Here is a 25,518-nt window from a genome sequence, read left to right on the forward strand (position 1 = left end):
ATTGGAACGAACGTTTCGAACGTTGCGTTCGCAGTGCCATCAGAACGTTTTGCTAGAAAGGTACGTCGTCCTCTGTGACGGCCACGTTGTGTTGATTCGTATTCGTTTCAGGGGCCGCGTCGTCAACCATGACAGTGAACGCCTTTGGATAGCTCCAACCCGCCTGGACAGACTTGCTCTTGTCTTCGCCGTCATAGCGAACGGCAATGTCCTTGCCGATATCGGCGGGGCTCAAAAATACGTTCAACCGAGAGGAACCCTTGAACCGAATAACCTCCCCTAACTTCGTTCCGCGCACCGTGTAAACCAAACCGATACCATCGCGGTAACGTACCGACTCGATTTTCAGAAGACGGCCCTGAACGGTCAAACCTTCGTTCTCCTGGCTCCAATCAATCTCAACTATCTTGCGTTCGATCAACCCCATATATCCCCTCCGTGGGTAAGTGAACTGCCGCGACAACTCCCCTGCCGCCCTCGCGTCAGTCGCAATAACCAACGCCCGTCTTCGCCCATCTCCACGTCATGCATCGCATAAACGCCAAGACGTTCAAACTTGTTTTTTCCGCAGTCGCATCGCAGAAACGCCGCCGCCGTCGCCCCTGGCGAAACCTTTGTGTCGAGGCCTGCCGCCGCCAACGCGTCAATGTCTTCCTGGGTGATCGGAGCTTCAAGCTTGGAATTGAAGTTGTAGAACGTGCCGAACGTCTGGATTACGCGCACACCGCGCACGGCCCGCAAAAACTCTTCAACGGCCTGGGGAATATCCAGGAACCGAGAAGACTTCGTAACGTACTTGATGACTTCATAAACCGCGTTATCGCCTTTGACGGGCCGCAAGTGAGTCACGCGTCGAAAGCGACGGTTCCAGTCCTGAGAGTGTGCGTTTGCTGCGCTCTCCCGCAGCCACCGCTCAAACTCACTCCGCTTGTAATGTTTGCGGGCCTCCTTGGATACCGATCGGAGCCAAGCAAACTCAATCATGCGTTTGAGCCGGACGAACTGTTCACGCGGTATCCCCGTTGTTGGCCAGGGGAAATCAACAACCGCGTGAATGTGTGGATGCCAATCCAAACGCTCACGGTTGAACGTCGTTTCCATCGAATAGAGGCCGCCTGTAATCCAGCTCTTGTTTGAACGCTGGAAAGACTTCCACTGCGCTCTCAGCTCTTTGTATGTCTTCGCCGTCAACCGCTGCTGATTCGGAACGGTGAGCGTGAGAAACGTTGGATTCTTCATCGCCGCAAGAATCTCGCGGGCGGGTTCCCGATAGTGCTCCAGGCGGGCCGCGTTGCACAACGGACAAAGACGGTGATTGCAACCGATGGGAACCGCCACCACCCGCGAGTTGCAACACGTCGGTTTGAAGCCGATCCACTCCGATTGACAGGCCGAGAGCCGCCGATAGTCCCTGGCTGCGCTCCAGGGGCCTTTATCGGCCTCAGAAACCCCCTCCCAGGCCCTGGAGAGGTCTTTCTCCTGATTCCTTATGGCAACGCCCCGTAGCGTCTCCCTGAGCTGAGCGTGGAGCCGTTTTTTGCCCGCCCACTTGCTGGCAGCCTCCAGGCGGGCCGCTAAAGATTGGCCAAGACTCAGTTTTGTATCACTTGTTGCTAGATAAATGCATTTATCAAGTGAACGCGTTGCGGAGCCGCTCTTAGGCGTGCGGGGGCTGCGCCGGGGGTTCTGGTTCCGGTACAGCCCTGGATGAAGTTTGCGCTCTACGAGAGCCATGCGCCCTCCGTAGAGCCGTTCTTCCGCGCCAACGGCGCGGGGACAGCTTTTTTATTCCGACTCCGGCAGTGAGGAAGACCGCAAAAGCGCAGAGCGGTGCTTCCCTGGGCGTGCGTGCCGTCTGTCGTCGCCAGTTGGTGAGCTGTCCAGGAACACCAGAGCTGACACTGAGGGGTCACACGCCCAGGAAACTTATGGCGCTGAGGATGCAGATCCGCGGGTTTTGTAGTGACCGCATTCCGCTTGAATGAAACTGATGCAGATAATTTTGGCTGCTGCGCGTTCGCTAAACTTCGCATGAGCCATCGATATCAGGCCAGCTCAAGAACAAAGAAAACGAATCAATTTTCTGCCTTGAAAAGGCCGAGTGGCGTTAGGAAAATATGGAGTTTTCTGCGAAATAATGCAGCAACTGAATCAGAAAATTCGAGAGTTTTCTGATTTATTGATTCCGCGTCGCGCTCCTAGCCCTTGCTGCCTGTTGTGTTGCGTATTTCGCAGTTAGTTTGAATTGCAAACCCGCAAGCGCATCCGCTAGACGAACGTTGCGTGCTTTCGGAGATTTCACTCTTGAAAGAAATGTACGATCTGAGAGCAACACCTTTGCCTGATCTAAATATCTCCACAAAAACTCAACTGCTTCAGGAAAATCCGGCTTTAGATAGCGAAGGTTGTCTTCCAAACTGCGACTCTTGGCATATCGCTCTAATCGAGTGAGAGCAAGGCAAAGCGGTCTCAGCCGCTCTGAAGTTTCGAGCAAGACCGGCCAATCCGATCGATCCAGCTTGGCGGGACGACCGGCCTTTTGTGCAGGCAAAAGCGTCTTCACCGCTTCCTTCATCAGGCCGCGCACTATCCCAGGCTCTTCTAGTTGAGCGCGAATCGCGCGGGATGCCTCGACCATTTGTTCCGCGCTTATCCCAGATTCGGCAATTACTTCGTAAAAGTAATCTTCGAGAATCGCTGGATTTCCCCTCGCTTGGAGTATGACGGACGCCATCGTGGGGGTAACTTTGAATGACAGACGATCCGGGGTCAACAACTCACTTGCGCTAGTGACCATGGTTAGGCCAAGAGCTGCCAGGTCTAGCAGGGAGAGCTCACCACGAAAGCCATCCATAAGGTGCGCTGGAAACATTTGCAGTTGCAGCGCGGCAAGCGCTTTTGCGGTTCGTCGAACCTCAGCTTCATTCACTATTACACCCATGCAGAAGCAGACTAGTGCTGCCGTCCAAGTTTTTGTCGAATTTGAGCAGAGACATCCATGCTGTCGAGCTTCTTTTCAGCAAAGAGAAAGAGGCATCTTCCGTTGCTGCGCTTTTCCCATAGTTCGCCGAGCGCTCGCTTCTCATTCGAGTCATCGTTGGTAGCGAAGCCATCGCCCTTGTATTCCACGACCAAGACGCGGCCATCGGTAAGCTGCGCTACAAAGTCCGGATAGAAGCGATCCGTGGCTGTCTGCAACCAAAAGGAGGCCGTCGGCTGCTTTGAAAGATTGCGAACCCAGTATTTGACGTTCGGCTCTGCGTCGAGTGCCAGCGCACAATCAAACTCTTCGCCGCTCGACTTCATCTCTCCCGGCAACGGATAAAAATGTTTAGTGAAGCGATACGAACCCTGATAGAGCGAACTTGCTGGGTAAATCAGCGGGTCGAAATGAAATGCGTATTCGTCTCGATCATCGGTCACAGACAAATCCAACAAGGCTTGATAGTCCTTGTTGTAGGCCGCTTGTCGGGATTGCTCGATCAGTTCGCCCAGCTTTCTTGCGAGAATGAACTTTGCCCGTACTAGCGCTGGGAGGCCGAGTCCGTCTTTTTGCAACAATCCTCTTACTGCTTGGAGCAGCCAAGCCGCCAATGTTCCTTGATTCACGTCTTGCTGGCGAAGCTGTCTATCCAGCCAGCGCACTAGATCGGCATCAGTCCAATCAGCAGCCAGCAGATTTAGGTCTAGCTGCTGCTCCCCCATTAGCTTGTAGACGACCCGGCTTCCCTCTACGTCAAATTCGAACGTCTTGGAGGAATCGTTGAATTGGAATGCGCTCAGGTCTGCTGGATAGTCGAGCAGGTTCCAATTCGTTGCGTTGAGCACCAATTCTTTATCGAATAGCTCTAGCTCGCCCTGGTATTCAACCCAAAGGCGCGGTACTGAAAAACTCTCACCTCGATCCGATGGCGACGGCTCACGATGGAGCAGAGCGTTATGGTCGTCAATCTTCTCCTTCACCATTGCCCTCGCAGCTTCCGAGACAACCGCCAACACTCTTTCCTCTACTGCCTCTGTTACCTTCGCTGTCAGCTTGATTTGAGTCTCGCCTGATTCGTTTGTGATGACGACGACGGCTTGCTGCTCCTCTGCTGACAGGCCGGATAGATCGGGAGCCTTTTCCACCACAAAGATCGGCGTAAAGAGTGAATCGCTCGGCTGATACGTTTCGATCAGTTGCGGAGCTTCTGCTGCTTCAAAGCCCATATCAATCAAGCTGTCTTTCAAATTCTTTGCGGCTTCCCCAAAGTGAGCACTGGCAACATGGGCATATGCCTTATTCAGTTCCAGAGCCTTGCGACGGCGAGCATAGGGCATACGCAACACTCGGCCTAATAGCTGCTCTACGTCGCGGCTGTTGCTGATATTTGCCGTGGAGCAGAAGACGTATGCGAACGAACAATCCCAGCCCTCTTTCAGTGCTTGCACGGTGATGACAACTTCAATCGGGCAGGTCTGAGCAAACAGGTTGATCTGGTCCAGTTCGCGCTGATCTCCTGTTGCGACCGCGATGGACTCAGCCGGAATCTGCTCACTTTCCAGAAGGTGCTGTTTCACGGCATCCACGTTTGCAGGCTTGTCTCTGCTCTCTGCCTGTATCAAAAGGATTGGGCGGATATAGTCCGGCTCACCTGCTGCCAGTGTTGCCAATCGCTTGCGTGTTCGAAGCGCATCTCCGATAGCTTGCTGCCATCCAGCATCATGCACGGTCAGCGCGATAGGCAGCTTAATCATCGCCTCTGCTTTTAGCTGCGCGGCAGAGACGCGATGAAGCACGTTGCTTCCATTCTGGGGATGCGTGCTCGGTGTTGCAGTCAGTTCGACAATGCAGCAAGGGGACAACCGTTGCAGAGTGTCGAAAGTGAGGGGAGTCCGCGCATTGTGCGCTTCGTCCATGATGATGAGGGGGCGATGCACCTTGAGCAGATTGGCAAACGAATACTTCACCTTGCCTGCGTTCTGATTGCCCCCTTCAATCTTTTCCAGCCCAGGCGTCGCAAGGGCAGCGGACGTGAAGTGACCTTCCAATGCCTCTTTATGCGCGTATACGTCGCGCCCTGCGGTCTGCTCCACTCTTAGGGTTTGAATGGTCGCAACAACGACGCAAACGCTCTGCGCTATGTCTGCCGGCCGGATGTTCTCAATCTCCGAGATGTCAAAGACTCGCACTCGACCATCAAACGCCTCATCCAGAGCCATGCGATAGGGATGCGAGGTGTTCTTCAACGCATCGGCGGTCTGGAGGCGGATGGTGTTCGAAGGAACCAGCCACAAAACGACGGGGAAATCTTTCTCGATGTAGCTTTCAGCCGCAACCCGAATCGCATACGCGCCAACAATCGTCTTTCCACCGCCCGTGGGCAGACGTAGGCACACATAGGGGATTGATTCCAATCCTGCGATCTTGTTGTAGCGCGGAGTGGCGCCGTTCTCCGTGCGGGCAATCTTTAGAAAGGCCTGCTCCGGGTCGTTACTGAGCCGAACGGCTCCCAGATACTCGCGCAACTTGTTGAGCGTGGCCGTCTGAAAGTCTTTGAGCTGAATATCCATTAGCGCGCCTTCACGTCGTAGGGTGTCTGTTTGAAGGTGATGCCGAGCTGCTTCAACGCGGCGCTGCTCAGGCGCGAACTCTCGCCATAGATGACCTTTGGCCCGTCATGCGCCGGAAGTTCGGCAACTATTTTGCGCGTGAGGACGTTGCCGCCATCGGGCCGCTTGTCACCTAGAATGCCGTTGTAGAGCAGGTAGTAGGCCATGTCGCCGTGCACCCCAAGCAAGGGTGAGCGCTTGCGTTTATGGTGCAGCGGTGTGCGCGTCTCGGCAAACCAGATGTGTGCGGCTAGATGGTCGAAGCGGATTGCAGGATTGATGTGGCCCTGCACGTCGAAGACCTGGCTTCCCAGCCGGTAGAAGCGAAAACCGCCGCCACCCTTCCAACCCGTCGCCTCGGAGATGCCGCCCTGTTCACCGTCCACCACTTTCTTCATGCGCGGAACGCAATGCGTCGCCGCATGTTCGCCCATCTCAATACCGATGTAGCGGCGGCCCATCTTGTGAGCTACGGATGTAGTTGTACCGGAACCTAGAAAACTGTCGAGGATGAGGTCGCCGGGGTTGGAGGCAATGATCACAACCCGTTGAAGAAGAGATTCCGGTTTAGGAGTTTCAAAGGCGGCCTTTTCTCCAAACAGTCTCTCCATTTCGCTGCTGGCGTGTTGATTCAATCCCACGTCATCCCAAATTGACGGCGAAGACATACCCTGTTTTGCCTCTGAGGTGAAGAGCTTTCGCATCGGCGTTTTCCCTGTACCCTTCACTCCCCAATAGAGCCGGTTGTCATCTTGCAACCGTTGCATTTCTTCCTTGTTATGACGCCAACATGTGCCCTTTCTTGGCCAAACATCTTCGCCGGTGTGCGGGTTTCTTATTGCGTAAAACAGACTCTCTACAAATCGTCCACCCTTGCCATTTGCTGTGGTGTCGATCTTTCTAAACGCACCTCTGGGGTCTGGCCCTGAAGGCTCTGTAAAGATTTGGTATTGAGCATCGGCCTTTTCCGTTCGTGGCATCAAGTTGAATGCTTCCTCGGCTACGGATTTTTTCGATTCCCCTAACCGCGCCTTTGCCCATACAAGTATGTGGTCGTGCGTAGAAGCTATTTTTCGGTCGTTTGGTGGGCCATCTCTTTTGCGCCACGAAAGATCAAGAATGAAATTCTTGCGTCCAAAGATTTCATCGCCGAGAACTTTGAAATAGTGGGCTTCGCTGTCGTCCAAGCTGACCCAGATGCTGCCGTCCTCGGTGAGCAGTTCCCGGAGCAACTCCAGGCGGGGATACATCATGCCCAGCCATTGCGTGTGCTCCAGATTGTCGTCGTAGTGCTCGAACGCGCTGCGGGTGTTGTAGGGCGGGTCGATGAAGATGCACTTCACCCGGCCAGCGTAGAAGGGGAGCAGAGCCTTAAGCGCCTCCAGATTGTCGCCCTGAATGACCATGTTTTCAGTCTGCGGGTCGCCATAAGAAAGGTCTGGCACGGACTCCAGCAAACGGTAGGGAACATTCGCAGCCGTTTTTTCGTCTTCGGGGCGTGTAAGCCAATCCAGCTTGGGCATTCAGTGATCAGAACTCTCTAAGGGATGATGCTCGATTGTTGCAAAGCAGGAGGTGTTTTGGCGAATGACAGGGACTTCTCAAACTCGATAATGGCGTTTGCCATAGCAGGCAGAAGCGTGGCCTCTCTTTTCGCCGATTCGGGCGGCTGATTCGGATAAGCTTTTTCATCATCTATTTCAGGTTCAGAACTTTGGTATATAGCTTTCGTAAATGATCGTCAGACATATCCAATATGGGTTCGTACATAAATGAGTTCAAGTGGATATTTTCCGGTGTCATTAGCAGAACCTGTTCGATACCTTTCCTAGCCTCTATTTCCGCGGGAAATTTATCAATGAATTTTTTTAGCAATGCGGTTGTCTGCTTAAGCCCGATCCCTGCCACAAAGGGCGGGTCGTTAATCTTTTTCGTCATGTATTCTTCCGCCGCCAAGCGGATCGCGATAGAAAGTACAACCTTGTTCTCAAAGTTGATACCTTCAGCAGCCCCCAAGCATTTTTTGGCCTCTCCGTGAATCCATCCGATTACCTTTTGGGTGGGATTGGAGAAGCGTGAAGTGCCGCCAAACATTCTGTTGTAAATAGTGTCTAAATCCTCTTGAGTTATCGTCGCTGAGTTTGATTTGAGATGCAGAAGCGAAGTTAGCGTTAGGTAATCGGGATCGTTTTCCCCTTTTGTGTATTCGACCATATTACGTAGAAATGCTATAGAAGCGATTCTCTTTTTCGGGTCAGTAAAGAATGCATTCTTCCAGTCGTTTACAAATACATTACGAAATCCTGTCAATGGGGTCAGGGAAAGGCCGTCAGCTTTCTTCAAAGCCATAAGGCAATTCTTGTATGGAACAACAGATCTGCTTTCTAACGTCCGAAAGAAGTCAAAATTGTGTGTGAGGATAATCAGCTTGAACGTCGGGTCCTCGCTGATCTCTCGAAGGTATTCGATGATGGCGTACTTGTTTTTATAGTCAAACGAGTCGGCGATGTCATCGACAACTAGAAGTGTCTCTGTGCCCGTTTTTCGACGGACTTGGATTTCGAAGATGATGTCCAAAATATATAAGGCTTTTGCTTCGCCAGTGCTAAGCACCTTCAAAAGCTCATTTCGTTGAACCGGAGCATTTTCGTTTCCATCACGAAACGTGAACTTTAGAACCAGAATCTCTTCACCGAGTATTGCCTGTGTGCGGTTCTCGACATCCAGTTTGAATGGAACAAAAAAACGCTCGTTGAAAATATTGATTACTTCTTCCCACTGTGTTGTCTCGGTGCGGGCGGCCTCCTCTATCTTCAGCCTTTTCTCTTTCGCTGCCTCGCAGGTATCTAGATACTGCGAATATAGCTCGAAGTGAGCCTTTAGATAGTTCTTCCATAGAACTTCCCTAAATAGCTCTATGTTGCCGAGCTGGGGAAGAATCGTGTCATCCTCAGACAAGTATGAGTTGAATTCTCGGACGGTTTCGTTCTTGTAAAGGAGCTTGTCAAGTTCACTGAATTTCTTCCTCAGTTGAACGTCCTTAGTGATGCTGTCCTTCTCTTTCTGTATCAGGTCCTCTAGCTGTTTTTGACTGGTTATTTCAAGCGTTTCCGTCGCATTGAGGTGAACTGTATGTTTGGCTTCAAAGAAGCCATTATCGGCTAAACTCTTGGCTATCGTGGAAGCTTGATGATAATTGAAGATGCCTTTTCTGAAGTACGTCGAAGCAGCAAGCAATTCGTTGTACTTGCGAATGTACTCGTCGATCACTGTCTTGACATCGCCCTTGCCGAGAGCATCAATAACCTTGTCATTAAAGATTTTGTCGTACTTCACATCTTTGAACGGAGCGTCCTTCATCGCAGCAACCTCGCTGCGAATACGAGTAAGGGCTGTTTCGAAATTGTTGTCTTTGGTAAACGTCGAAGACAATTCCTGTTCGAGATTTTTCTTAGAGCCGGATTGATGCTTTAGGGAGGTCAGCAATCTTTCTTTTGCTGCGTCAATGTCTTTGTACAATTCTTCGTATTCTTTTCGAAGAGCGTTGTTGACCAACAAAGTTGCAGTTTTGGTTGATTGCCCGAATTCGTCGCTGTATGGGCGCACCGCCACAACGGACTCTTCAGGCAGGTCCGCCCCTAATTCATCTTTCACTTCGCTCTTGCTAACGCGGGCTGGAAAGATGTTGTCCTTTGATTTTTTGCCTTGTGAGATGTCCCTAAAAACGGACGCAAACGAGGACTTCATGGAACCATTTGGAGCATAGATCGAATATGCCCGAGCCGTTGAAAAGTCGAACCGATGTCCGAGCTTTTTGATTCCGTAGCAGTTCTCCAGATCAACCGTTACCCTATTCATCACCAAACCTCGACGGGAAAGGATTAATCATACTTGCAGCCCTTCAATTCGATTGGATGATTTTCTGTATATGTGCGAGGAGAGAACGACGGAACCGGAAATGGACCGGCTTCTGGAATTCTTTCAGTTGTTGGACAGATGGGATAGGGATGAGACTGCGGCAAAGCGATATTTGGCCGGTAAACGAACACGTCACCAACTCGTCACCGATTCGTCACCAAAACTGAGCATTTTGGGGACGAATCGGGCGGGTCTAAATCACGGAAAGTAAGGCAGGCAAAGGGTTATACTGCACCTTTATCAAATTTGACACGGTAGAGGTCAGCGGTTCGAATCCGCTCGTGCCTACCACTTCTAAGTCTCACAACAATAATGACTTGTGAGCTGGTCGACACTTCACGAAATCGATCAAACGAGGGCACTAAAAGGGCACACTCGCAATATTAGCCTTTGAGTAAGGCCTGAAACAACAGCAGAAAAGGCCCTCCTTTTGAGGAGGGCCTGACTATTGCTTGTCGAGATGTTCAGCTTGCTTTTCGTTCGACCAGGAAGAGATCTCTGGTGTGAATCTGGGCCGCACGCTTCGCTTCTGCATCAGCTTGTTGGTAGAGCTCGATAGTGGTGGAGGACTTGGCGTGCCTGAGCAGTTCCTGAACGACCTTCACCTTTTCACCCTTTGCCGCCAGGATGGTGGCCAGAGACCTACGGAAGGTATGCCATCCGATCGATTTGCTGATTCCAGATGCAACCGCAGCTTGGCGGATTTGATTTCGAAGAACCATATCCAACCAGAGTGGCGTCCTGCCATTGGTTTTTACTGATGCGAAGACCCAGTCCTCATCCGCTCGATAAAGCGACTCGGCACGCCAGCCTTCCAAAGCATCCAGAAGGTCCTGCGAAATAGGTAGTCCCTTCCGGCTTTCTTCTGTCTTAAGGCGAGTGGAGTGGCGCCCGACCTTGCCTCGCCTCAGACTTAGCCATAAAGCTTCTCTGTCAATGTCAGCCCACTTCAAACCGCGAATCTCCGACCGGCGAAGGCCGGTTACGGCTGCTACCAATACTGCGGTGCGTATGGCTGTCGAAGACACCTTGCATAGGATGGAACACATCTCTTCCGATTGAGAGAAAGTCGGGTATCTTCACCCGCTTTGCACCTTGACGAACCGATTTGATCGGGTTCATCCTGTCGTACATTTCGTGCCGAATTGTATGGGAGTAGAGCGCGCTCAGGTGATTCCGCAGCTTGCTCTTGGTTGCTGGGGCCATGGCCAGGCTGCGAAGCCATTTCTCAACATCTACCGCCTTGAGATCCGTCAGGAAGGTATCGCCCCACCGCGGAATGATGTGGGCCCTGAAGTTGATCAGGTAAAGATCGATGGTGGTCGGGGAACGATCAACGTCGGGATCCCGAAGCTCATGGGCTTGAAAGTGCTCCCAGGCTTCGAGGATTGTAATCTTGCCGACCTTCTCCTGCTCGGCGTTGATCGCGATGCGCAGGCCTTCTACAGCACGCCGGGCCGCAGCCAAAGTAGGATGACGGTCGAGCGTACCGATGACGCGCTTCTTCTGAACCCTACGGCCGTCGGGCTGTTGCTCCCGCCAGCGGTAGACCCAGACGTGTGGGCCCTTCGCCCTGGGGACGTGCTCGAGGGAACCCCCTTGATATCGAACATTACGAGTGATGGGCATTGGATCTCCTATCACTCGGCAGGCTGGCACGCCGATTTTAGCTTCAGGTCTGTCCACTCGGTCAAGTCGGATACGCGAAACCGCCAGTGCTTTCCGATCCGGAGGGCTGGAATCTGTCCCTGGCGAGCGAGACGGATAACGGTTTTGGCGTGGACCCGGAGGTAGTCCGATGCCTCATGGGGTGTGAGCAGGGGTTCGAACTCTCTTCGTTGCCGTTGGTTCGGTTCCCTGCACATCTTCGGCTGCGTCAACATCTGGCCTGGATGGTTCATTAGTTCTCCTTGCTGCATGTATTGAATCTTGCGGGTCACGGCTCGCTCTGCCAAAGCATGTGGGATTGTGAAGCTTTGGAATCCTGTCTGTGACCATGTAACGCGAGCTTATGGATGTCCGGTCGTCTACCAAACAGTGCGCGGCAGTCTGGGCAAATTGGACGTGAAGTGGTCTCGGTGATCTGTAGTCTGTGCCACGGCTCTTGCGATCGGAGTAAGCAGCAGGCTCCCCTCTCGTCTCTCGGGTCCATCCACTAGAGCACGGCAACATGTCTCTGCCAAAACATCGGGGCGGCGATTTGATTCTGAGGGCTTGACCTAGCCAAGGGAGGAACCGTACCGGCGGAAGGATCAAAAGGCTACTTCAGGCTTTTGGGCGGGATTAGACACAGTAGCAGGAAGCGCCGTTACCGTCGCCGTTTTGCAACCTTCTTGTACTCTTCCGCCAGGCCGGCGAGAAATTTAGCCTCGGCTTCGAGTCGAGCCCGGTTCCACCGGCTTCTGGTTGTGACGTACTTCTGTGGTTCGTCTGCTGCCAAGCTATCGCCTTGCGTCCGTGCGGCCTCCAAACGGGTTCGACTGGAACGCTCCAGAAACTCCCTGATTTCCGCAGACTCCACGCCATTGGCACGAGCCATTTCCGCGATCCGAAGAATCGCGTCAAGATCGTCAGCGCGTCCTGGATCGAAGAGTGGCTTCCATCCGCTTCGAGCGAGTTTCTTCCCCGCTGGGGTTAGTGCAAAGCTGTGCTTGGGACGGGCGCCAAGAGTGAGAGTCTCCTGTCGCGTAATCAGGCGCCGTGCCTCGAGGCGGCGCAGAGCGGGCACGGTTGAACCCAGAGATAACCCGGCCTGCCGTTGCAGGTGATAGGTGGTCTCGTAGCCACGGTCCAGCAAGGACAAGATGAAGATGTCAAGCACGGATGGTTCCAACGTCGGCTCCTCAGTCACTATAAGGTATAGCTGGCACTATGCCGCGATTTCATTGCCCCGGCATATCCGGCGCCAATCAGATTGAAGATGCAGTTCAGGTCAGAACGAAGTGCCAGCATCCATCCAAGCAGCCAATCTATATAACCGTTAGTGCATTCACGAGATTCACTGGAATCGATGATGGGACGAACCTCCTGAATGAGATCACGCAAGGACTTCGATATCGTATGTTTCCGATATAAGCACGGAGAACGGATTACCTGATGTCGTGCCTCTTCGCATACGTCCTGCCAAAAGGTTGGATGGACATTCTCCGCAAACCACAGGCTGACCGCTTTGACTATCTCCTGATCGGTAAGACGAATTGAAAGCTGCGGCTTGGCTTCCTCTGAGGTGCTAGCTAGAGGTTTATCCGCAGTACTAACGTCGGTGCCATCCGTACGTAGAGAGCCGGCAACGCCTCGATCGGCCTGCTGCTGTCTTTTCATGGCTTGCCCAAGACGTTCTGCCCTCTTGAAATACTGTTCCCAATAGGTCAGCGGAGCATCGGGCCCCTTCTTGAGTTCAAACCGCTTCGTGATGAAGGCGATCAGAAAGTCCTTCGCCGCGTCTGAACCTGACAGTACAGTGTTCAGGGTCAATTCATGCCTGCCGCGCCGCAAACTAGGTATAACCAGTTGGCAAATCCGGTTCACCTGCACTTCATTGAGGTCAAAGTCGTAGCGTTCCTTGACGGCGACCTTGATAAGCTCTGCCATTCGCACACGATTATCACGCCACAAATATTTAATGAATGGGGTTCCTCTTCGAGGCACCTTCGAGTAGAGCGGGTTATACCGCGCCCAATCGCTGAAGCGCCTCCAACGAGCTGCGGCCTCATCATAGCTCTGCTTTCCATGCGCACTGATCGTGCCGCGCTTCGTTCGCTTCCGGAATCTTTCCAGTTTTTGAGCAAGTGCCGGGACGGTAGTGTGAAAGTCTTCCTTGGGAAGCAACGTATCCGCGGCGCGTAGTTGGCGGAGAGCGAACGCCAGGATGCTGAGGTCGATAAAGTTTACATAGATCCGGCGCGAAGACGGGAGATCCCAGAGCTTGGCTCGCACCTCGATCAACCTTGCGGCCATCGACTCGTCGAAGGCTCGATTCCGATAAATGTTCGAATCAAGAAAGTCGATCCTGTGCCAGGGATGACGATAGTGAAACCGACCTGCGCGGGCATCGGCAAGCCTATTCGCGAGCAGGTCGAGGCCCGGTTTGAGCAGGCTGTACTCAGCCGGGTTAATTGCGATGCGAAGAGTCGGCAACATCAGTCGCACCTCACCCGGTGTGGGAGAACGCAGCGGACGATGAAGTCCGTAAAGAACAGGTCCAGTTCTTCCTTGTCAGGATCGTGAAGAGCGGCGGCGAAGAAATGCCTCCGGCTCTCGAGGGCCTCTTCCACGATAAGGGTGAGACGTTGGTGATCTTCGAATTCGACACCGTGATCAGACAACGTTTGGAGAGCCTTCGATATATATGGAGCAAGTCGGAGATTGGCGGATTCTCCCGCACCATGGTCGACAATGGACGCGGCGTTGTGGAAAAGCGGGGTGCGGTAATGGCTCTGGGGCATAATCTTGGCGTTGTCATGGGTGGGTTAGTATAGATTTTCCTTTCGCATCGAAGAAGCTCGTTGTCTACTTACAGCGTGGTCAGCAATCGATCAGTCAAGTCGCTGTATCTGAATCGCCCGCACAGCGGCGCCACCATCAACTGTTGAATGTCGGCGATTCAGATACAGCCCTAAGACGTCCCGATACCAATCCGAGCTCCACGTGAGATTGCCGCTGGCAACCGCTGTTGGTTGGGGCACGTCCTGGTTTGCTCGCTCGCGCGGAGTGTTCTGTCAGGCGCCGTGGCTAATGCTGCCAGGTGGCACGTTTCGGAAATTCCTGCGCAGGTAGGGCCGAACTCCGATGAAGAGGCAGCTCGATCCGCGCTCGGCCTAATCCTCGAGCAGAGTGGCGCCGATGATGCGCTGACACACACCAAAGAAAGCTGTCGCCGCGAACGCGGATGAATGAGGTGTCCCCTAGACCTTAGCGCCGGTGGGCGGTGAAAAGTGCATCTTGCGATGCGCGAACTCGCAATACGCTTTGCTCTCGGGAAAATACAGAGTATCCTTACTTTACATAAACAATAAAGCCTTTGTTTTCTTTCTGATAAGGGAAATTATCGCGCAACGTGACTCCTCTGCCGCCATCCGCTTGTAAGGTTTACACCCCCCCCGACCTCGCCGGTGCGATGGTGCAGGCGTTAAATCCGATAGGGGACGAGATATGGCTCGATCCATGTATTGGTCCTGGTGCCTTTGTGAGGATCCTGAGGCTGCGTGGTGTTCCCCGTCAACGAATCGTGGGAATAGACATCGATCCCGTATCGAGCCGTGAGGACTCATCGGCAACGACCATTCGAGGCGTCGATTTCTTTGATTGGTCTAGGTCTGCTAAAGGACGGTTCTCTCGAATCATTGCCAATCCGCCATACGTGGCTATTCGGCGGCTCCACCCAAAACTACAAGCGAAGCTAAAAGACTTTGATAAGAAGGACCCCACCTTCTCTCTCAGCTCCAATTACTGGGCTGCTTTTCTTTCGGCATCGATTCGGCTTTTGTCCGAAGGCGGCAGTTTGGCATTCGTGCTTCCGGCTGCATGGGAGTACGCCTCGTATGCGAAACCGCTTCGGGAGACCGTAAACCTTAGCTTCGCGAGTGTAGCTGTGCATCGCTGCTTGAAACCTCTCTTTCCCGGCGTCCAGGAAGGCTGTGTCGTGTTAATCGCACAACGGTACAGAAGCGAGGGAAGACACTCCGTTAGCAAGACACATTTGGACGCACCCGCTCTGATCCGAGACCTCAATCAACCGGTGAGGCAGGTGGCGACGGAGCCGCGGAAAAAAACCACATCCGCGCGGGAAACATCGAGTTTCTCGAAACTTTTCAGCCTGCGCATCGGTTGCGTAACGGGGGACGCTCAATATTTTCTACTTACGGAATCCGAACGTGTGGAATTGCGACTACCGCTCTCCTCAGTTCAACCGGTGGTCTCGAAGGCGAAGCACCTTCAAAGCGATCGCCTTTCGCGAAGCGTTTGGACTAAGCTACTCCGAGCCAACGAACGGATCTGGATGTTCTCTCCAAACAAAACAGCCATGCGATCGAAATCGGTGCAGGATTACATCGAGTATGGAAAGAGCACATGCAATCTGCAAGGCTACAAGCTTCGAAATCGCGAATTCTGGTACGTCGTTCCGGATGTCAATACTAATGCCCTAGGTTTTTTGTCAGGAATGTCGAAGGTGGGACCGTGGATATCCTTCCGAGCAATGCGAGGGCTTGCTGCCACAAATACTCTATATACGATCGTAACGAATGAGACTATGGGCGCCCAGCAGCAAAGAGCCTGGGCCCTATCTCTTTTATCCACGCCGGTACGTGATCAATATCAGGAGATCGTTCGACGGTATGCGGATGGACTACCAAAGCTTGAACCGAGCGATATAAACGCGCTAGAACTCCCTCGACCTCCCAGTTGTACAGGCGCGATCGAGTCCTACGAAAATGCAGTCGAGAAGCTGTTACAAGGTGACCTGGATGGAGCTGTAACGATTGCAGATGCATTCATCGGAGTCTAAAAACGGCGGTGGAATCCTTCAAGAGCTGGCCTCCGCCACTTCGAGCGATGCAGTGCGGGTTCTCGCGTCTCCCATTGAGGATGGGCTGGGGTCCAGCGATTCGGATCTCCTTCCTCTTCTGGACGCGATAGAGCAAACCGTCAAAATGGGCGGCCGGAGGGGAATCCTTTCAGCGTGGAAGCACATCCCGACCTATCCGCTTATCGCATCGCACTTGCACTTGCGCTGGCCTGGCAAGGTTTCAGTACTGCCTCTAACCCCTCGCATTGGTATCTACCCTTTCCTGCATGCTGAGAATGAACTCCTTTCGCGGAGTTTCTACTCAGTTCAGACAGCGAGTGATGCTCGAAAAAAAGCGAGAACGAAGCGTCTGCACGAGAACACTCCTCTTGGGAAAGACTCATTTGCGGATTGGGAGCAAGCTGTAGATCGCCGTCGACAACGATTCTCATCACTCGTTCTCCCCGCTCAATCCTATATATCGATCGATCGAGTCTCTGCTAGCGGCGAGATCAAAGCGGGAAACCGAAAAGTGATTGGACGATTTGCACCCAGGAACCTACCCAAGCCACGTGTCTTGGTCCCGGCACGGACAGAAATTACGCGCCAACAGGTCAGAGCTTTCGGGCATGTGGACATCGTGCTCGTGAATATCCAGCAGATTGGTGGCAGACACCTAGCCGATGCAATCTCATTCTTTCTGCGGGAGTCCACTCATACACTTCCGGTCTTGATCATCGGATCAAGCCCGGCCGATTTCGCAGCGATTGAGGATGGCACATTCGGAGCTATACCAATCGACACTCTTTCTACGCTTCCAAGGTATCCAGACGTAGAGGTAATCACAATTGGCAAGGACCGAGCCTTGGCTGACAGACAATTCGCTCTTGCCACTGAAGGTCTTTCTGAGAAGTCTCTGCTACTGGCGCGCTTGGCCTCGCAAGCATTGAGGTCGTGGTGGGCTACAAGACAGTCACTATCCGATGGCACTCCTTACGAGGCGTCTGCTTTCACCGCACTGTTCGGAGAATTGACAGGGCGACCGAGCGGTTCAGACGAGCTCGAATTGCTCAGCCAAGCTAATAATCTGATCGCCGTTGAAGCTGAAAACTCTGGACTTCGTAGTGAGCGCCGAGATGCGGTAATCGACGCTGTCCTACACAAGGGAGGGTCCGGATCGCTCCTTGTTGCAGTCCGTTCAGAAATTGCGGTGGCAGAACTGCAGTGTCAATTTGCAAAATACCTGGACGTTAGCACAAGAGATCTTGTCGATTTAGGCATTACGATTCAGTCCATATTTGCGCCATGGCCAAAGACGCAATTCGATAGGTGTGTCTGTGCCGGATACTTCGGCACCCGTTCAATTGACGTCGTCTTTGCCAGCGGAGCCTCGGAGGCGCTCATGATTCTGGATCCGGTGGAGGCCAGAGTGGCAGTGTGGGACCTCGAGAAGAAGTATCTCTCTCTTCCCAACTTGCCGGCCGAGATCACGGCTAAGCTAAAGCTACTCACGTCGCGACTTGAGATACACGCCGCAGTACATGCGGACGCTTTATCGGTAGGGGGCCTATTCGGGGAGTCTCGGAATCGACCTCAGATCGGGAGCCAATCGGTTGAGCACATGCAGTCCGCGAGCCACGTCATCGCGTTCTTCACTGACGGATCGCACCAGCAATTCACAGCAAAAGCACGCATGGAAGTCCTTAGCAGAAAGAAACTTCGTTTACAAACAGTAGCTGCAAGAGATCTACAAATAGGCGATCAAGTTGTCCTTCTCAAGGAGGGGGAGAGAGAAGCATTTTCCGAGGCACTCCTCGACCTACTTGATGAGACATCCCTCGCAGAGTTCAGTTTGAAACGAAGGCTTTGGCTCCAGTCTGTTCAAGCTCTAGGTTTGGAGAGGCCTATCAACCCTGCAGAAGTCCGAAGAGGCTTGAGCATGCTTGGCCACGATATAGACCTGCCTACTATTCGTAGTTGGATACCACATCGAACCATCGAGGATTGCGGCGTGCCGGAACGCGAGGACACTTTCCTCGCATTCGCGAGCGCTCTCGGGATACTTCTGCCAAACGAAATCCTCGTTGAATGGTTTACAGGGATCCAGGACCTTCGCAAGAAGCATCGCCTCGTTGGACGTCAGCTTACAGCAGCTATTCGGGGCGCATATCTAGGCCGGCTCGAGCCTAGGACGGTAGCTCGATTAGAGAAAGACTGGGGCATTGAGACGCGAGCTCTCCTTGAGGCAGCTCGCGTCGCGATTGTCGACAACCTAATTCCATTGGGGATTGAAGAACATGATTGACGACCAAACCTTCAATAGATTCGCCTTACTGCTTTCAGAAGACATTCGAGGGCGCGCTAAGGGCCTCGATTCAGAAAGTGAAAGGCTCGTGCATAGCCGGCCTATGGATCACATTCTCTCTGGCTTTCTGACGCCGCGTTCCGAGGAAGTTGCGAATGCCATGGCGGATGAACAAGACATCGACGGAGCGATCGACCTGCCTCGGGATTCTTCGTTCACGATGAGCTCTCTGGGCCTTGAATGTATGGTTTCAGCTGCTGAGTTGGCAAAGTTAGACCATATTTCTGTGTCGGTAGAAAGCGCGATCTTTCTACGGACGCTGCCTTCTTTGGAGGAGCAGAAACGTCATGGCATTTGGAGCCGCCAAAAGATCGATGGGCTGCTGGAAACACAGAAGGCTCAATCGATAGTTGACGTCTGGCAACGCTTCGTCCTTCCCAGATTCAGTGTTCGGTTCTTGGTGAGAGAGCTCTTGGACAAGAGGAAGGCCAGGGTCGATGTCTCAGAATCCGTTCGCCCGTTGCCTGAACAGTTGGTTGTTGGCATTCATACTGCGAGGCGTCCGGTCTATCTGCACGAAGCAGATGTTGCGACGTCCGAAGCTTTCGCGACCGCACTCTTGAGGGCCTCGAGAGGTTCTCATCTATCACCGTGGAAGGTACTCGTTGACGCCCGTCTGATCCGAGTGCCTACTGACCCGAAGCTGTGGCGCCTTGCAGTACGTGTCGTCAATGACGCAGAAACGCCGAAGGTTTCGCAGGCAGATTACGTCGATCCGAATGTCTATGGCGTGAAGCTTTGCGTACGACTTCCAGAAGGTGTTCATCAGCCGACTATCTTTCAAGAGCTTCCCGAGAGTTTCCGATACGACCGGCGGATGCCGGGAGTAGGAATCAATTCACAGGTAGAAAGTGCAACTTTCGAAGGTTTTGTAGAACTGTCTGCGGAAAGCGTTCCAATCGCAGAGACCCCTCGGCTTGAGGCTCGGGAGTTCTCCGATGTGGATCCCAGCTTCGCCACGATGAGCCAACAGCCGCTCCCCAGTCTGAAAGCTCTCCTTGGCCACATGGAAACCTACCGTGATAAGGACTGGACGGAGAAGATTGGCTCCCTGGTCGGAACCGAAGAGGGCGATGCGATCAAAGCCGCTGAGGACTTCAATAAGGAAATTGTGCGCTTCAAACGTGGCTTCGAGCTATTAAGTGACCCCAAATATCCGGACATTCTGACGGCGTTTCTCCTCTTGAACAATGCGATGGGGAGAGCGAACAAGACTCATACGAAGTGGCGTCTTTTCCAACTAGGCTTCATCGTGTCTCAACTACCTGAGCTCGCTTCCCGAGAGTACGGAGGGCTGGCTTCCAAAGATGACGGGCTAGTGGAGCTTCTGTATTTCGCGGCAGGCGGTGGTAAGACGGAAGCATTCCTGGGCCTTATGCTTTGGCAGGCCTTCTTTGACCGGCTACGAGGCAAGACGTTCGGCAACACGGCGTTTGTTCGATTCCCACTCCGCTTGCTCACCTTCCAACAGCTCCAACGGTTGGCTCAGGCTCTAGCCGCTGCCGACCAGGTCCGAAAAGACGCTAAGCTCAAGGGCGCGCGCTTCAGCATCGGATATCTGGTGGGAGGAACAGTCACGCCGAATAAAATTTCGCCAGATTTACACCAAAAACTACAACGCGACGGAGTTGATTCTAAATTCCAGCGAATCTTTTCTTGCCCATACTGTTCTTCATCCGAGATCGAGATGCGCTATAACAGCTCTCTTTGGTTGATCGAGCATCGTTGCACGAACCGAGACTGCTTCTCTTTTGGCGAGAGACTCCCAGTTTACGTAACAGATCAGGATATTTACCGATTCATCCCGACCATCATTGTTTCCACCGTCGATAAGCTAGCTCTTCTCGGACAGAATCATCGATTCTCTAACATTTTTGGGAGATTTGATCTTGTTTGCGGTGCGCATGGAGCCAGTTTTCGAAAGTCGAATGAGATCTGCGAGGCGGCGCGAGAATTTTCGAGAGGGGGACATCCAGAAACCTGTTCAGGCAGCCCTGTGTTCTACGGCCCATTTTATGATCCATCGCCAGCCCTCTTGGTTCAAGACGAGCTCCACCTCCTGAATGAGGAGCTGGGAACTTTCGATTCCCACTACGAAACAGGGGTGATTGCGCTCCAGAGGAGCTATCGCGCTCGCCCTTGGAAGATCGTTGGTGCGACGGCGACGATTCAGGATTTCAGGCGTCAGGCATGGGAGCTCTATCTAAGCGGCTCCCGTCAATTTCCGGCTCACGGCACCGAGTCGGAGAGCTCTTTCTACTACAGAGCAAGTGAAGACCGTACCGGCCGCATTTTCATTGGCTTGCTCGGTGTGGGCAGGAAGCATACACCGTCCGTTACAAAGGCGTTGGCCATCTTTTACCAGCAGGTGCAACGGGCGCGTGAAGCTGTTGTCGATGATCCGGCCGGTCGCGGGTCCCGTTATGAGCTTGCTCACCTATCGGAGGAGGACAAGAGAGACCTTTTCTTCCTGTATGAACTTGCGCTCACGTATGTTCTAACGAGAAAGGGATCCGACCAGGTTGCCGAGGCAATCGAATCTCGCGTGCATAGTGATCTTCAGCACAGTTCCCCCAGACATGGTGAATTGCTCGTTGAGATGTTCAATGGAGGAGTTGACGTCTCCAAGATGATTGAAAGTATCGATGCTCTGAAGACGATGACAAGCGAAAGTGATCCAGCGAGTCGGACAAGGGGCATTGTCACCACAAACATCATCGGGCACGGCGTTGACGTAGATCGATTTAATGTAATTCTGTTCGCGGGATTTACACGACTGGTAGCTGAATACATTCAGGCTTCGGCTCGTGTAGGAAGAAGGTTTCCAGGCATATCGATTTTCGTACCCACGCCCCAAAGCGAAAGAGACCGCAGCATCTTCGATCGTTTTGCAAAGTTCCATCAGTATTTGGACCGGCTAGTGGATCCGGCGGCCGTAACGCGCTGGCCCGAACCGGCAATGCGAAGGACTCTTCCGGGTTTGCTATGCGGTTATCTCATGGGAGTCGCGTCCGCCGAAATCGGGCGCCCTCTGGCTACCGTAGAGGCCGTTCGCGAGGCTCATGGCGGTCAGGAGGCCGCATCTCTGACTCAGGATGCGATCGTCAGCTGGATGCAAGAAGCCTATGGGGTGAGGCACGCGCCTTCTTCGGCTACGTACAACGAGCGTCTTAGCATTGGGGTAAAGAATGCTTTCAGTTCGATTGTGAACGCCCCAAAACATCATGGAAGGGTGAATGCCCTCAACATGCAACTTGAGGCAATGAACAGTTTGCGAGATGTGGACGAACCCGCCTTCATTAGGGTTGCGAACTCAACGGAGGCGAAAATCCTTAGGAGGCTGATGGATGCCTAGAAGAACTTTCGAGCCCGATTCCACGGCCGATTCCGAGATCGAACGGCTCCCCTTCATGCAACGAGGAGTGTCACAGCTGCTCTTCAATTACCTCCCAAGTCGTACTGTAGATTGGGAAGACGGACTTGCAATCGTGCAGTTGGGCGCAATCCGGTTTTCGTCGATTTGGGACGAGGACAAGAAGTCGACATTACTCAACGAGATGGAGGAGTCGTTTGCCCGTTGGTCCCGGCGAGGTGGGCGAATCGATCCTACCTTCCCAAATCGCAAGCACGAGAGTACACGCTATACGGTCGGCATGCCAGAGTCGGTAGAGGCGACAGTGCTCGACGCGGCATTGATCTGTCAACGTTGTGGGCAGCTGATCTTTGAAAAGCGCGTGGACTACTCGAGTAAGCTCACTTGTCCCAACTGCGGTGGACTTCGAGTTCATCAGATTCCATTTGTCTTCGTGCATGGTTGCGGCGAGCTAGTTCCGATTACTGAGTGGCTGCCTGCAACCAAACGAAACACTGAAAGCGGTCGCATAGAACCGACGAAGCACCCGATACGCTGTCCCGAGTGCAATACCTCTGCAAACCTTTATATCCCCGGAAAATCTGACCGTGTGAAAGACATGAAAGTCTTGTGTCGCAAGTGCAACGCGGAAGCTCGCGACAGGCTCACGGCTCGTTGTCACCGCTGTCTAAGGCGTCTGATGCGCGGCCCTCAATTTGAGGAAGCCAAGGATGGTGGGAAAACGATAGTTCAAGAGATTGCGATGCGACTGGCGAGATATAGCGCAAGTGATGCGTACTATCCCTTTAGCATGTCAGTTCTGCGACTGGATAAGCCGAAACTGAACAGTGGAGAAGATGAAATGTCCACTGTGCTCTATAAAATGCTTCCGCAGAACCTACGGCCTGACGCCGACTTCTCTGTGTCGGACACCATCATGGCCTTGTCCGAGAAGCTGAAGCTGGCGAAGAGCATTGGTGATCACTCAGAGGAAGTGAGGATCATGAGTCGGATCGCGGAGATCGTGACCGGGAAGGCACAAGCGGCTCCCCCAAAAGTGGCCGGGTTCTTCCCGTCCGTTCCTCCAGAATTGGAAAAGGGTATCCGCGAGAGCCTGGCCTTCCGCACGACCGTGACCTCGCTTCCAGCAGAAGATAGGGCCGAGCGAGATGGTGGACTCTCGGACCTTCTGCGTCTCGAGATTGCGCGATTAAAGAACTCGCTTGGGATTGCGGAGCTTCAATACGTGGAAGATCTTCCGATCATTTCAGCAACCGTCGGTTATACCCGCCGTGATTTCAATCCGACTTATGAAGAACTGGGAGCACAAGATCTTCCAGTTGAAGTGCGGGCCTTTCCGTCCCTTCAGAAAGACGCCGCCCAAAGGCTGGCGCGGCCCGAATTGGTTGGCACGATTCCAATTCCTGCCCGTGAGGCGGAGCATGAGGGGATCTTCATTTCCCTTGATGCCTGCAGGGTGCTTGCGTGGCTTGAGGTAAATGGGATTAGGTTACCCTCTTCGGACATCCCGACGATTGCAAGGATCATGCAGGCGCTGGAACCGATAGATCATGACCGTTACTATGACTCAATTTGGCAGTGGGAAGTTCGGCGACTGGTCTTTGGGCTTATCCATAGCTTTTCTCATGCGGCCATGCGAGCGATCACGCGTTATGCTGGCATCGATCGGACCTCCGTCGCGGAGTATGTCTTTCTACCGATGTTGGGTTTTGTGGTGTACGACAACTCAAACACTTTCAAGCTCGGGGGGGTAGCCACGCTTGTGCGAGACCACCTCGCTGCTTTTCTAGAGACCATGGCGAATGAGTCGGTGGAGTGTCTCTACGACCCGGATTGCGCAGACCACACAGGAGCATGTCATGGTTGTCTGCACTCGCCGGAGATCGCGTGCAGAGTCTTCAACCACGGCTTGAGTCGGTCGTTCCTTATGGGCGGACATTCACCGTGGGTCGATGTCGCATCCGATTATCGCGTAACCGGATACTGGGAGACGATGTCGCGACCGTGAAGCGCTACATTCAAACCGTCCGTTCCCATATGTGGCTGCTTGACTGCGTAGAGGATGCTCTTGTTCGAATGAACCCGCCACGGACGGGCCTCGATAGGGCAATCAAGGCGCTGGTCGCAGGCTCGGGCAAGCCATTGTCAAGAGATGAAGCGCTCTTGGCGATATCCGCTCTGAGGGACATTGGCGTCCTAAGTGGACCCACCGAAGCCCTCTCGCTAGATCGCAGTCGACTCGCGACGACCGAAGAACTGCGACAAGCTATACGTATCGGTGTGGATACTTCTAGTTCAGTGACACAACATTCCGACTCGCAGATTTGTGTTTCCACGCCGCCTAGCCTTCCGCCCGCGGCAAATCACGTTATCCGTGGAGTTTGTATCGACCTTCGGAGTGCCCTACTTGACTTGATAGCCACGGCGGACAAAACAATCGTCATCGCTTCACCTTTTTGGGATGCGGCGACGAGCGACGAGCTAGTTGGCATTTTGGCAAAGCGTCTCAAAGGAGGTGTAGCAGTCTCAATTCTCGGTCGCTTTGAGAACGACCTGCCTTTTGATGTCCGCACCGCATTGAAACGAATCGAAAAGCGTTCCAGCTATAACGTTTTCTCTTGGTATGAGCAGTCGGACAGAGGGACGGAAACGTTCCACTTCAAGGCACTCACCATCGACAAGGGAAGGCGTGGCTATCTTGGTAGCGCCAATATGACAGCTTCGAGCCTTCGCTCCCGGATGGAGTTGGGCATCATATTGAGCGGTGAGCCTGCAATCCAACTGGATAAAGTGCTCCGAGTTGCTATGTCCGTTGCGAAGCCAGTCGTCCTTTGAATGACCTGACAAGCCAGATATGATTACCATCGACATGGAGAAAGCGAAGCTGGTATCAGAGTTCGAGGAGCTTGCAGTATTCTTTGATGGCCAACGGCGATCTGCACGTTTATAGCGTATCGCGGTAAAGCTGCTTTTAAGCAGCACGGGATGCAGACTCACCGTTATTTCCTTTAGTGTGTGTCTTTCTGTCAGGCCGGGGCGCGTCCTGCCTCGTGCGGATTGTGCTTGAGATAGGCGGTTGTTCATGTCTTCACCATCCATGAGATGGATAGTCTTGCATAGCTGCCTTCGCTTTGGGATCTGGGTTCGGCAACGACTCTCAGCAGTCATCCCTAGTCGGTCAGTTCAGGCGGGTGTTGTAGTCACTGGGATTGGTAATGCTAAACGCGCATGTGTGAAGTTGGTTTGCGGACGATCTTCTGTGACGCATCGGCGTGTCCGATATGGAACCTGAGGCAGTCATAGCACTGGTAGGCGAGGATGAGCTCTCCGGTCTTGTAGCTGGCTTTTTCGGCGGCGGTCTCGGCCAGAGTGATGGAAGGATAGCGGCGCTTGCCGTGGCAGCGGCGCTGTGAAGCGGGGTTGGTCCAGGGTGGTTGGATAGGCAGGGTGTTGTTCTCCTTTTTGGGAGGAGAGTGTGTCAGTGTTCGGTGTGTTCTCCAAAGGCCCACCCAGGCGCCTTTTTGAACGGGTGGCAGGGAGGAGGCGCGGGCGTAGGAAGAGTTCCTGTCCCACAACCCCTACGAGCAAGAGAACCCAGCTATATAGAGAGAACCCATCCCCTAACCCAAGCCCAGCAGCCCAGACCGAGAGCCAGAACCCCTCCTCCAGACTGTCGCCTAAGTCCCACAAAAATACCCCACCACCCACTACTCCGGCAGTAGATCCACGAACTCGGCAGGCATCTCAGGCCACCCAGGAAGCCAG

At 53.3% G+C, this 25,518-nt stretch carries 18 protein-coding genes; 6 read left to right on the forward strand and 12 right to left on the reverse strand.

The window, feature by feature from the left end; translation table 11 throughout:
- Positions 1–52 precede the first annotated feature (52 nt).
- The 11 genes from OHL16_RS14850 to OHL16_RS14895 form a co-directional block, all read right to left on the reverse strand.
- On the reverse strand, positions 53–427 hold the full coding sequence (locus tag OHL16_RS14850; protein ID WP_263367951.1) for a hypothetical protein: 375 nt from the start codon (positions 425–427) through the stop codon (positions 53–55).
- On the reverse strand, positions 418–1,734 hold the full coding sequence (locus tag OHL16_RS14855) for a protein rep (RefSeq protein ID WP_263367952.1): 1,317 nt from the start codon (positions 1,732–1,734) through the stop codon (positions 418–420). Before OHL16_RS14855 ends, OHL16_RS14850 begins: the two co-directional genes overlap by 10 nt.
- Before the next feature lie 442 nt (positions 1,735–2,176).
- Positions 2,177–2,929, reverse strand: a complete 753-nt coding sequence (locus tag OHL16_RS14860; protein ID WP_263367953.1) for a hypothetical protein — start codon at positions 2,927–2,929, stop codon at positions 2,177–2,179.
- Positions 2,930–2,952: 23 nt separating this feature from the next.
- Entirely contained in the window at positions 2,953–5,553 is a 2,601-nt protein-coding gene (locus OHL16_RS14865) for a DEAD/DEAH box helicase (RefSeq protein ID WP_263367954.1), read from the reverse strand.
- Positions 5,553–7,115 carry a site-specific DNA-methyltransferase gene (locus OHL16_RS14870; protein WP_263367955.1) on the reverse strand — a complete coding sequence of 521 codons (1,563 nt, stop codon included), beginning with the start codon at positions 7,113–7,115 and terminating at the stop codon, positions 5,553–5,555. The genes OHL16_RS14865 and OHL16_RS14870 overlap by 1 nt, the downstream gene beginning before the upstream one ends.
- Positions 7,116–7,287: 172 nt before the next feature.
- Positions 7,288–9,450 (reverse strand): ATP-binding protein, encoded by a 2,163-nt coding sequence (locus OHL16_RS14875; RefSeq protein WP_263367956.1) that lies wholly within the window; start codon positions 9,448–9,450, stop codon positions 7,288–7,290.
- 524 nt (positions 9,451–9,974) lie between these two features.
- Positions 9,975–10,559, reverse strand: coding sequence for a tyrosine-type recombinase/integrase (locus OHL16_RS14880; protein ID WP_263367957.1), 585 nt, complete (start codon positions 10,557–10,559; stop codon positions 9,975–9,977).
- Positions 10,450–11,139 carry an N-terminal phage integrase SAM-like domain-containing protein gene (locus tag OHL16_RS14885; RefSeq protein WP_263367958.1) on the reverse strand — a complete coding sequence of 230 codons (690 nt, stop codon included), beginning with the start codon at positions 11,137–11,139 and terminating at the stop codon, positions 10,450–10,452. The genes OHL16_RS14880 and OHL16_RS14885 overlap by 110 nt, the downstream gene beginning before the upstream one ends.
- A gap of 11 nt (positions 11,140–11,150) precedes the next feature.
- The gene (locus OHL16_RS20335; RefSeq protein ID WP_396127205.1) at positions 11,151–11,429 is read right to left on the reverse strand and encodes a helix-turn-helix domain-containing protein; all 279 of its coding nucleotides are present in this window, start codon (positions 11,427–11,429) and stop codon (positions 11,151–11,153) included.
- A 389-nt stretch (positions 11,430–11,818) separates the two neighbouring features.
- Positions 11,819–12,331, reverse strand: coding sequence for a PadR family transcriptional regulator (locus tag OHL16_RS14890; RefSeq protein ID WP_263367959.1), 513 nt, complete (start codon positions 12,329–12,331; stop codon positions 11,819–11,821).
- A gap of 29 nt (positions 12,332–12,360) precedes the next feature.
- Entirely contained in the window at positions 12,361–13,650 is a 1,290-nt protein-coding gene (locus OHL16_RS14895) for a hypothetical protein (RefSeq protein WP_263367960.1), read from the reverse strand.
- A 17-nt stretch (positions 13,651–13,667) separates the two neighbouring features.
- On the opposite strand from OHL16_RS14895, the gene OHL16_RS14900 reads away from it, so the two are divergent.
- From OHL16_RS14900 to OHL16_RS14920, 6 genes are all read left to right on the forward strand, one after another.
- Entirely contained in the window at positions 13,668–13,988 is a 321-nt protein-coding gene (locus OHL16_RS14900) for a hypothetical protein (RefSeq protein WP_263367961.1), read from the forward strand.
- Between the two features lie 638 nt (positions 13,989–14,626).
- Positions 14,627–16,015 (forward strand): Eco57I restriction-modification methylase domain-containing protein, encoded by a 1,389-nt coding sequence (locus OHL16_RS20340; protein ID WP_396127202.1) that lies wholly within the window; start codon positions 14,627–14,629, stop codon positions 16,013–16,015.
- A 631-nt stretch (positions 16,016–16,646) separates the two neighbouring features.
- On the forward strand, positions 16,647–18,320 hold the full coding sequence (locus tag OHL16_RS14905) for a hypothetical protein (RefSeq protein WP_263367962.1): 1,674 nt from the start codon (positions 16,647–16,649) through the stop codon (positions 18,318–18,320).
- Positions 18,313–21,735 (forward strand): helicase-related protein, encoded by a 3,423-nt coding sequence (locus OHL16_RS14910; protein WP_263367963.1) that lies wholly within the window; start codon positions 18,313–18,315, stop codon positions 21,733–21,735. The genes OHL16_RS14905 and OHL16_RS14910 overlap by 8 nt, the downstream gene beginning before the upstream one ends.
- Positions 21,728–23,761 (forward strand): DUF1998 domain-containing protein, encoded by a 2,034-nt coding sequence (locus OHL16_RS14915; protein WP_263367964.1) that lies wholly within the window; start codon positions 21,728–21,730, stop codon positions 23,759–23,761. The genes OHL16_RS14910 and OHL16_RS14915 overlap by 8 nt, the downstream gene beginning before the upstream one ends.
- A gap of 404 nt (positions 23,762–24,165) precedes the next feature.
- Entirely contained in the window at positions 24,166–24,588 is a 423-nt protein-coding gene (locus OHL16_RS14920) for a phospholipase D-like domain-containing protein (RefSeq protein ID WP_263367965.1), read from the forward strand.
- 383 nt (positions 24,589–24,971) lie between these two features.
- Here OHL16_RS14920 and OHL16_RS14925 read toward each other — a convergent pair whose 3' ends face one another.
- Complete coding sequence (locus OHL16_RS14925; protein ID WP_263367966.1) at positions 24,972–25,262, reverse strand: hypothetical protein; 291 nt, start codon at positions 25,260–25,262, stop codon at positions 24,972–24,974.
- Positions 25,263–25,518 lie beyond the last annotated feature (256 nt).

It is taken from the genome of Edaphobacter bradus (assembly GCF_025685645.1).
Lineage (GTDB): Bacteria > Acidobacteriota > Terriglobia > Terriglobales > Acidobacteriaceae > Edaphobacter > Edaphobacter bradus.

Excerpts from the sequence above, each read along its gene's own strand:
- OHL16_RS14850 (WP_263367951.1), bottom strand. The coding sequence starts at position 427 with ATGGGGTTGATCGAACGCAAGATAGTTGAGATTGATTGGAGCCAGGAG.
- OHL16_RS14855 (WP_263367952.1), bottom strand. The coding sequence starts at position 1,734 with ATGGCTCTCGTAGAGCGCAAACTTCATCCAGGGCTGTACCGGAACCAG.
- OHL16_RS14865 (WP_263367954.1), bottom strand. The coding sequence starts at position 5,553 with ATGGATATTCAGCTCAAAGACTTTCAGACGGCCACGCTCAACAAGTTG.
- OHL16_RS14870 (WP_263367955.1), bottom strand. The coding sequence starts at position 7,115 with ATGCCCAAGCTGGATTGGCTTACACGCCCCGAAGACGAAAAAACGGCT.
- OHL16_RS14875 (WP_263367956.1), bottom strand. The coding sequence starts at position 9,450 with ATGAATAGGGTAACGGTTGATCTGGAGAACTGCTACGGAATCAAAAAG.
- OHL16_RS14880 (WP_263367957.1), bottom strand. The coding sequence starts at position 10,559 with ATGTGTTCCATCCTATGCAAGGTGTCTTCGACAGCCATACGCACCGCA.
- OHL16_RS14885 (WP_263367958.1), bottom strand. The coding sequence starts at position 11,139 with ATGCCCATCACTCGTAATGTTCGATATCAAGGGGGTTCCCTCGAGCAC.
- OHL16_RS20335 (WP_396127205.1), bottom strand. The coding sequence starts at position 11,429 with ATGCAGCAAGGAGAACTAATGAACCATCCAGGCCAGATGTTGACGCAG.
- OHL16_RS14895 (WP_263367960.1), bottom strand. The coding sequence starts at position 13,650 with ATGTTGCCGACTCTTCGCATCGCAATTAACCCGGCTGAGTACAGCCTG.
- OHL16_RS20340 (WP_396127202.1), top strand. The coding sequence starts at position 14,627 with ATGGTGCAGGCGTTAAATCCGATAGGGGACGAGATATGGCTCGATCCA.
- OHL16_RS14910 (WP_263367963.1), top strand. The coding sequence starts at position 18,313 with ATGATTGACGACCAAACCTTCAATAGATTCGCCTTACTGCTTTCAGAA.
- OHL16_RS14915 (WP_263367964.1), top strand. The coding sequence starts at position 21,728 with ATGCCTAGAAGAACTTTCGAGCCCGATTCCACGGCCGATTCCGAGATC.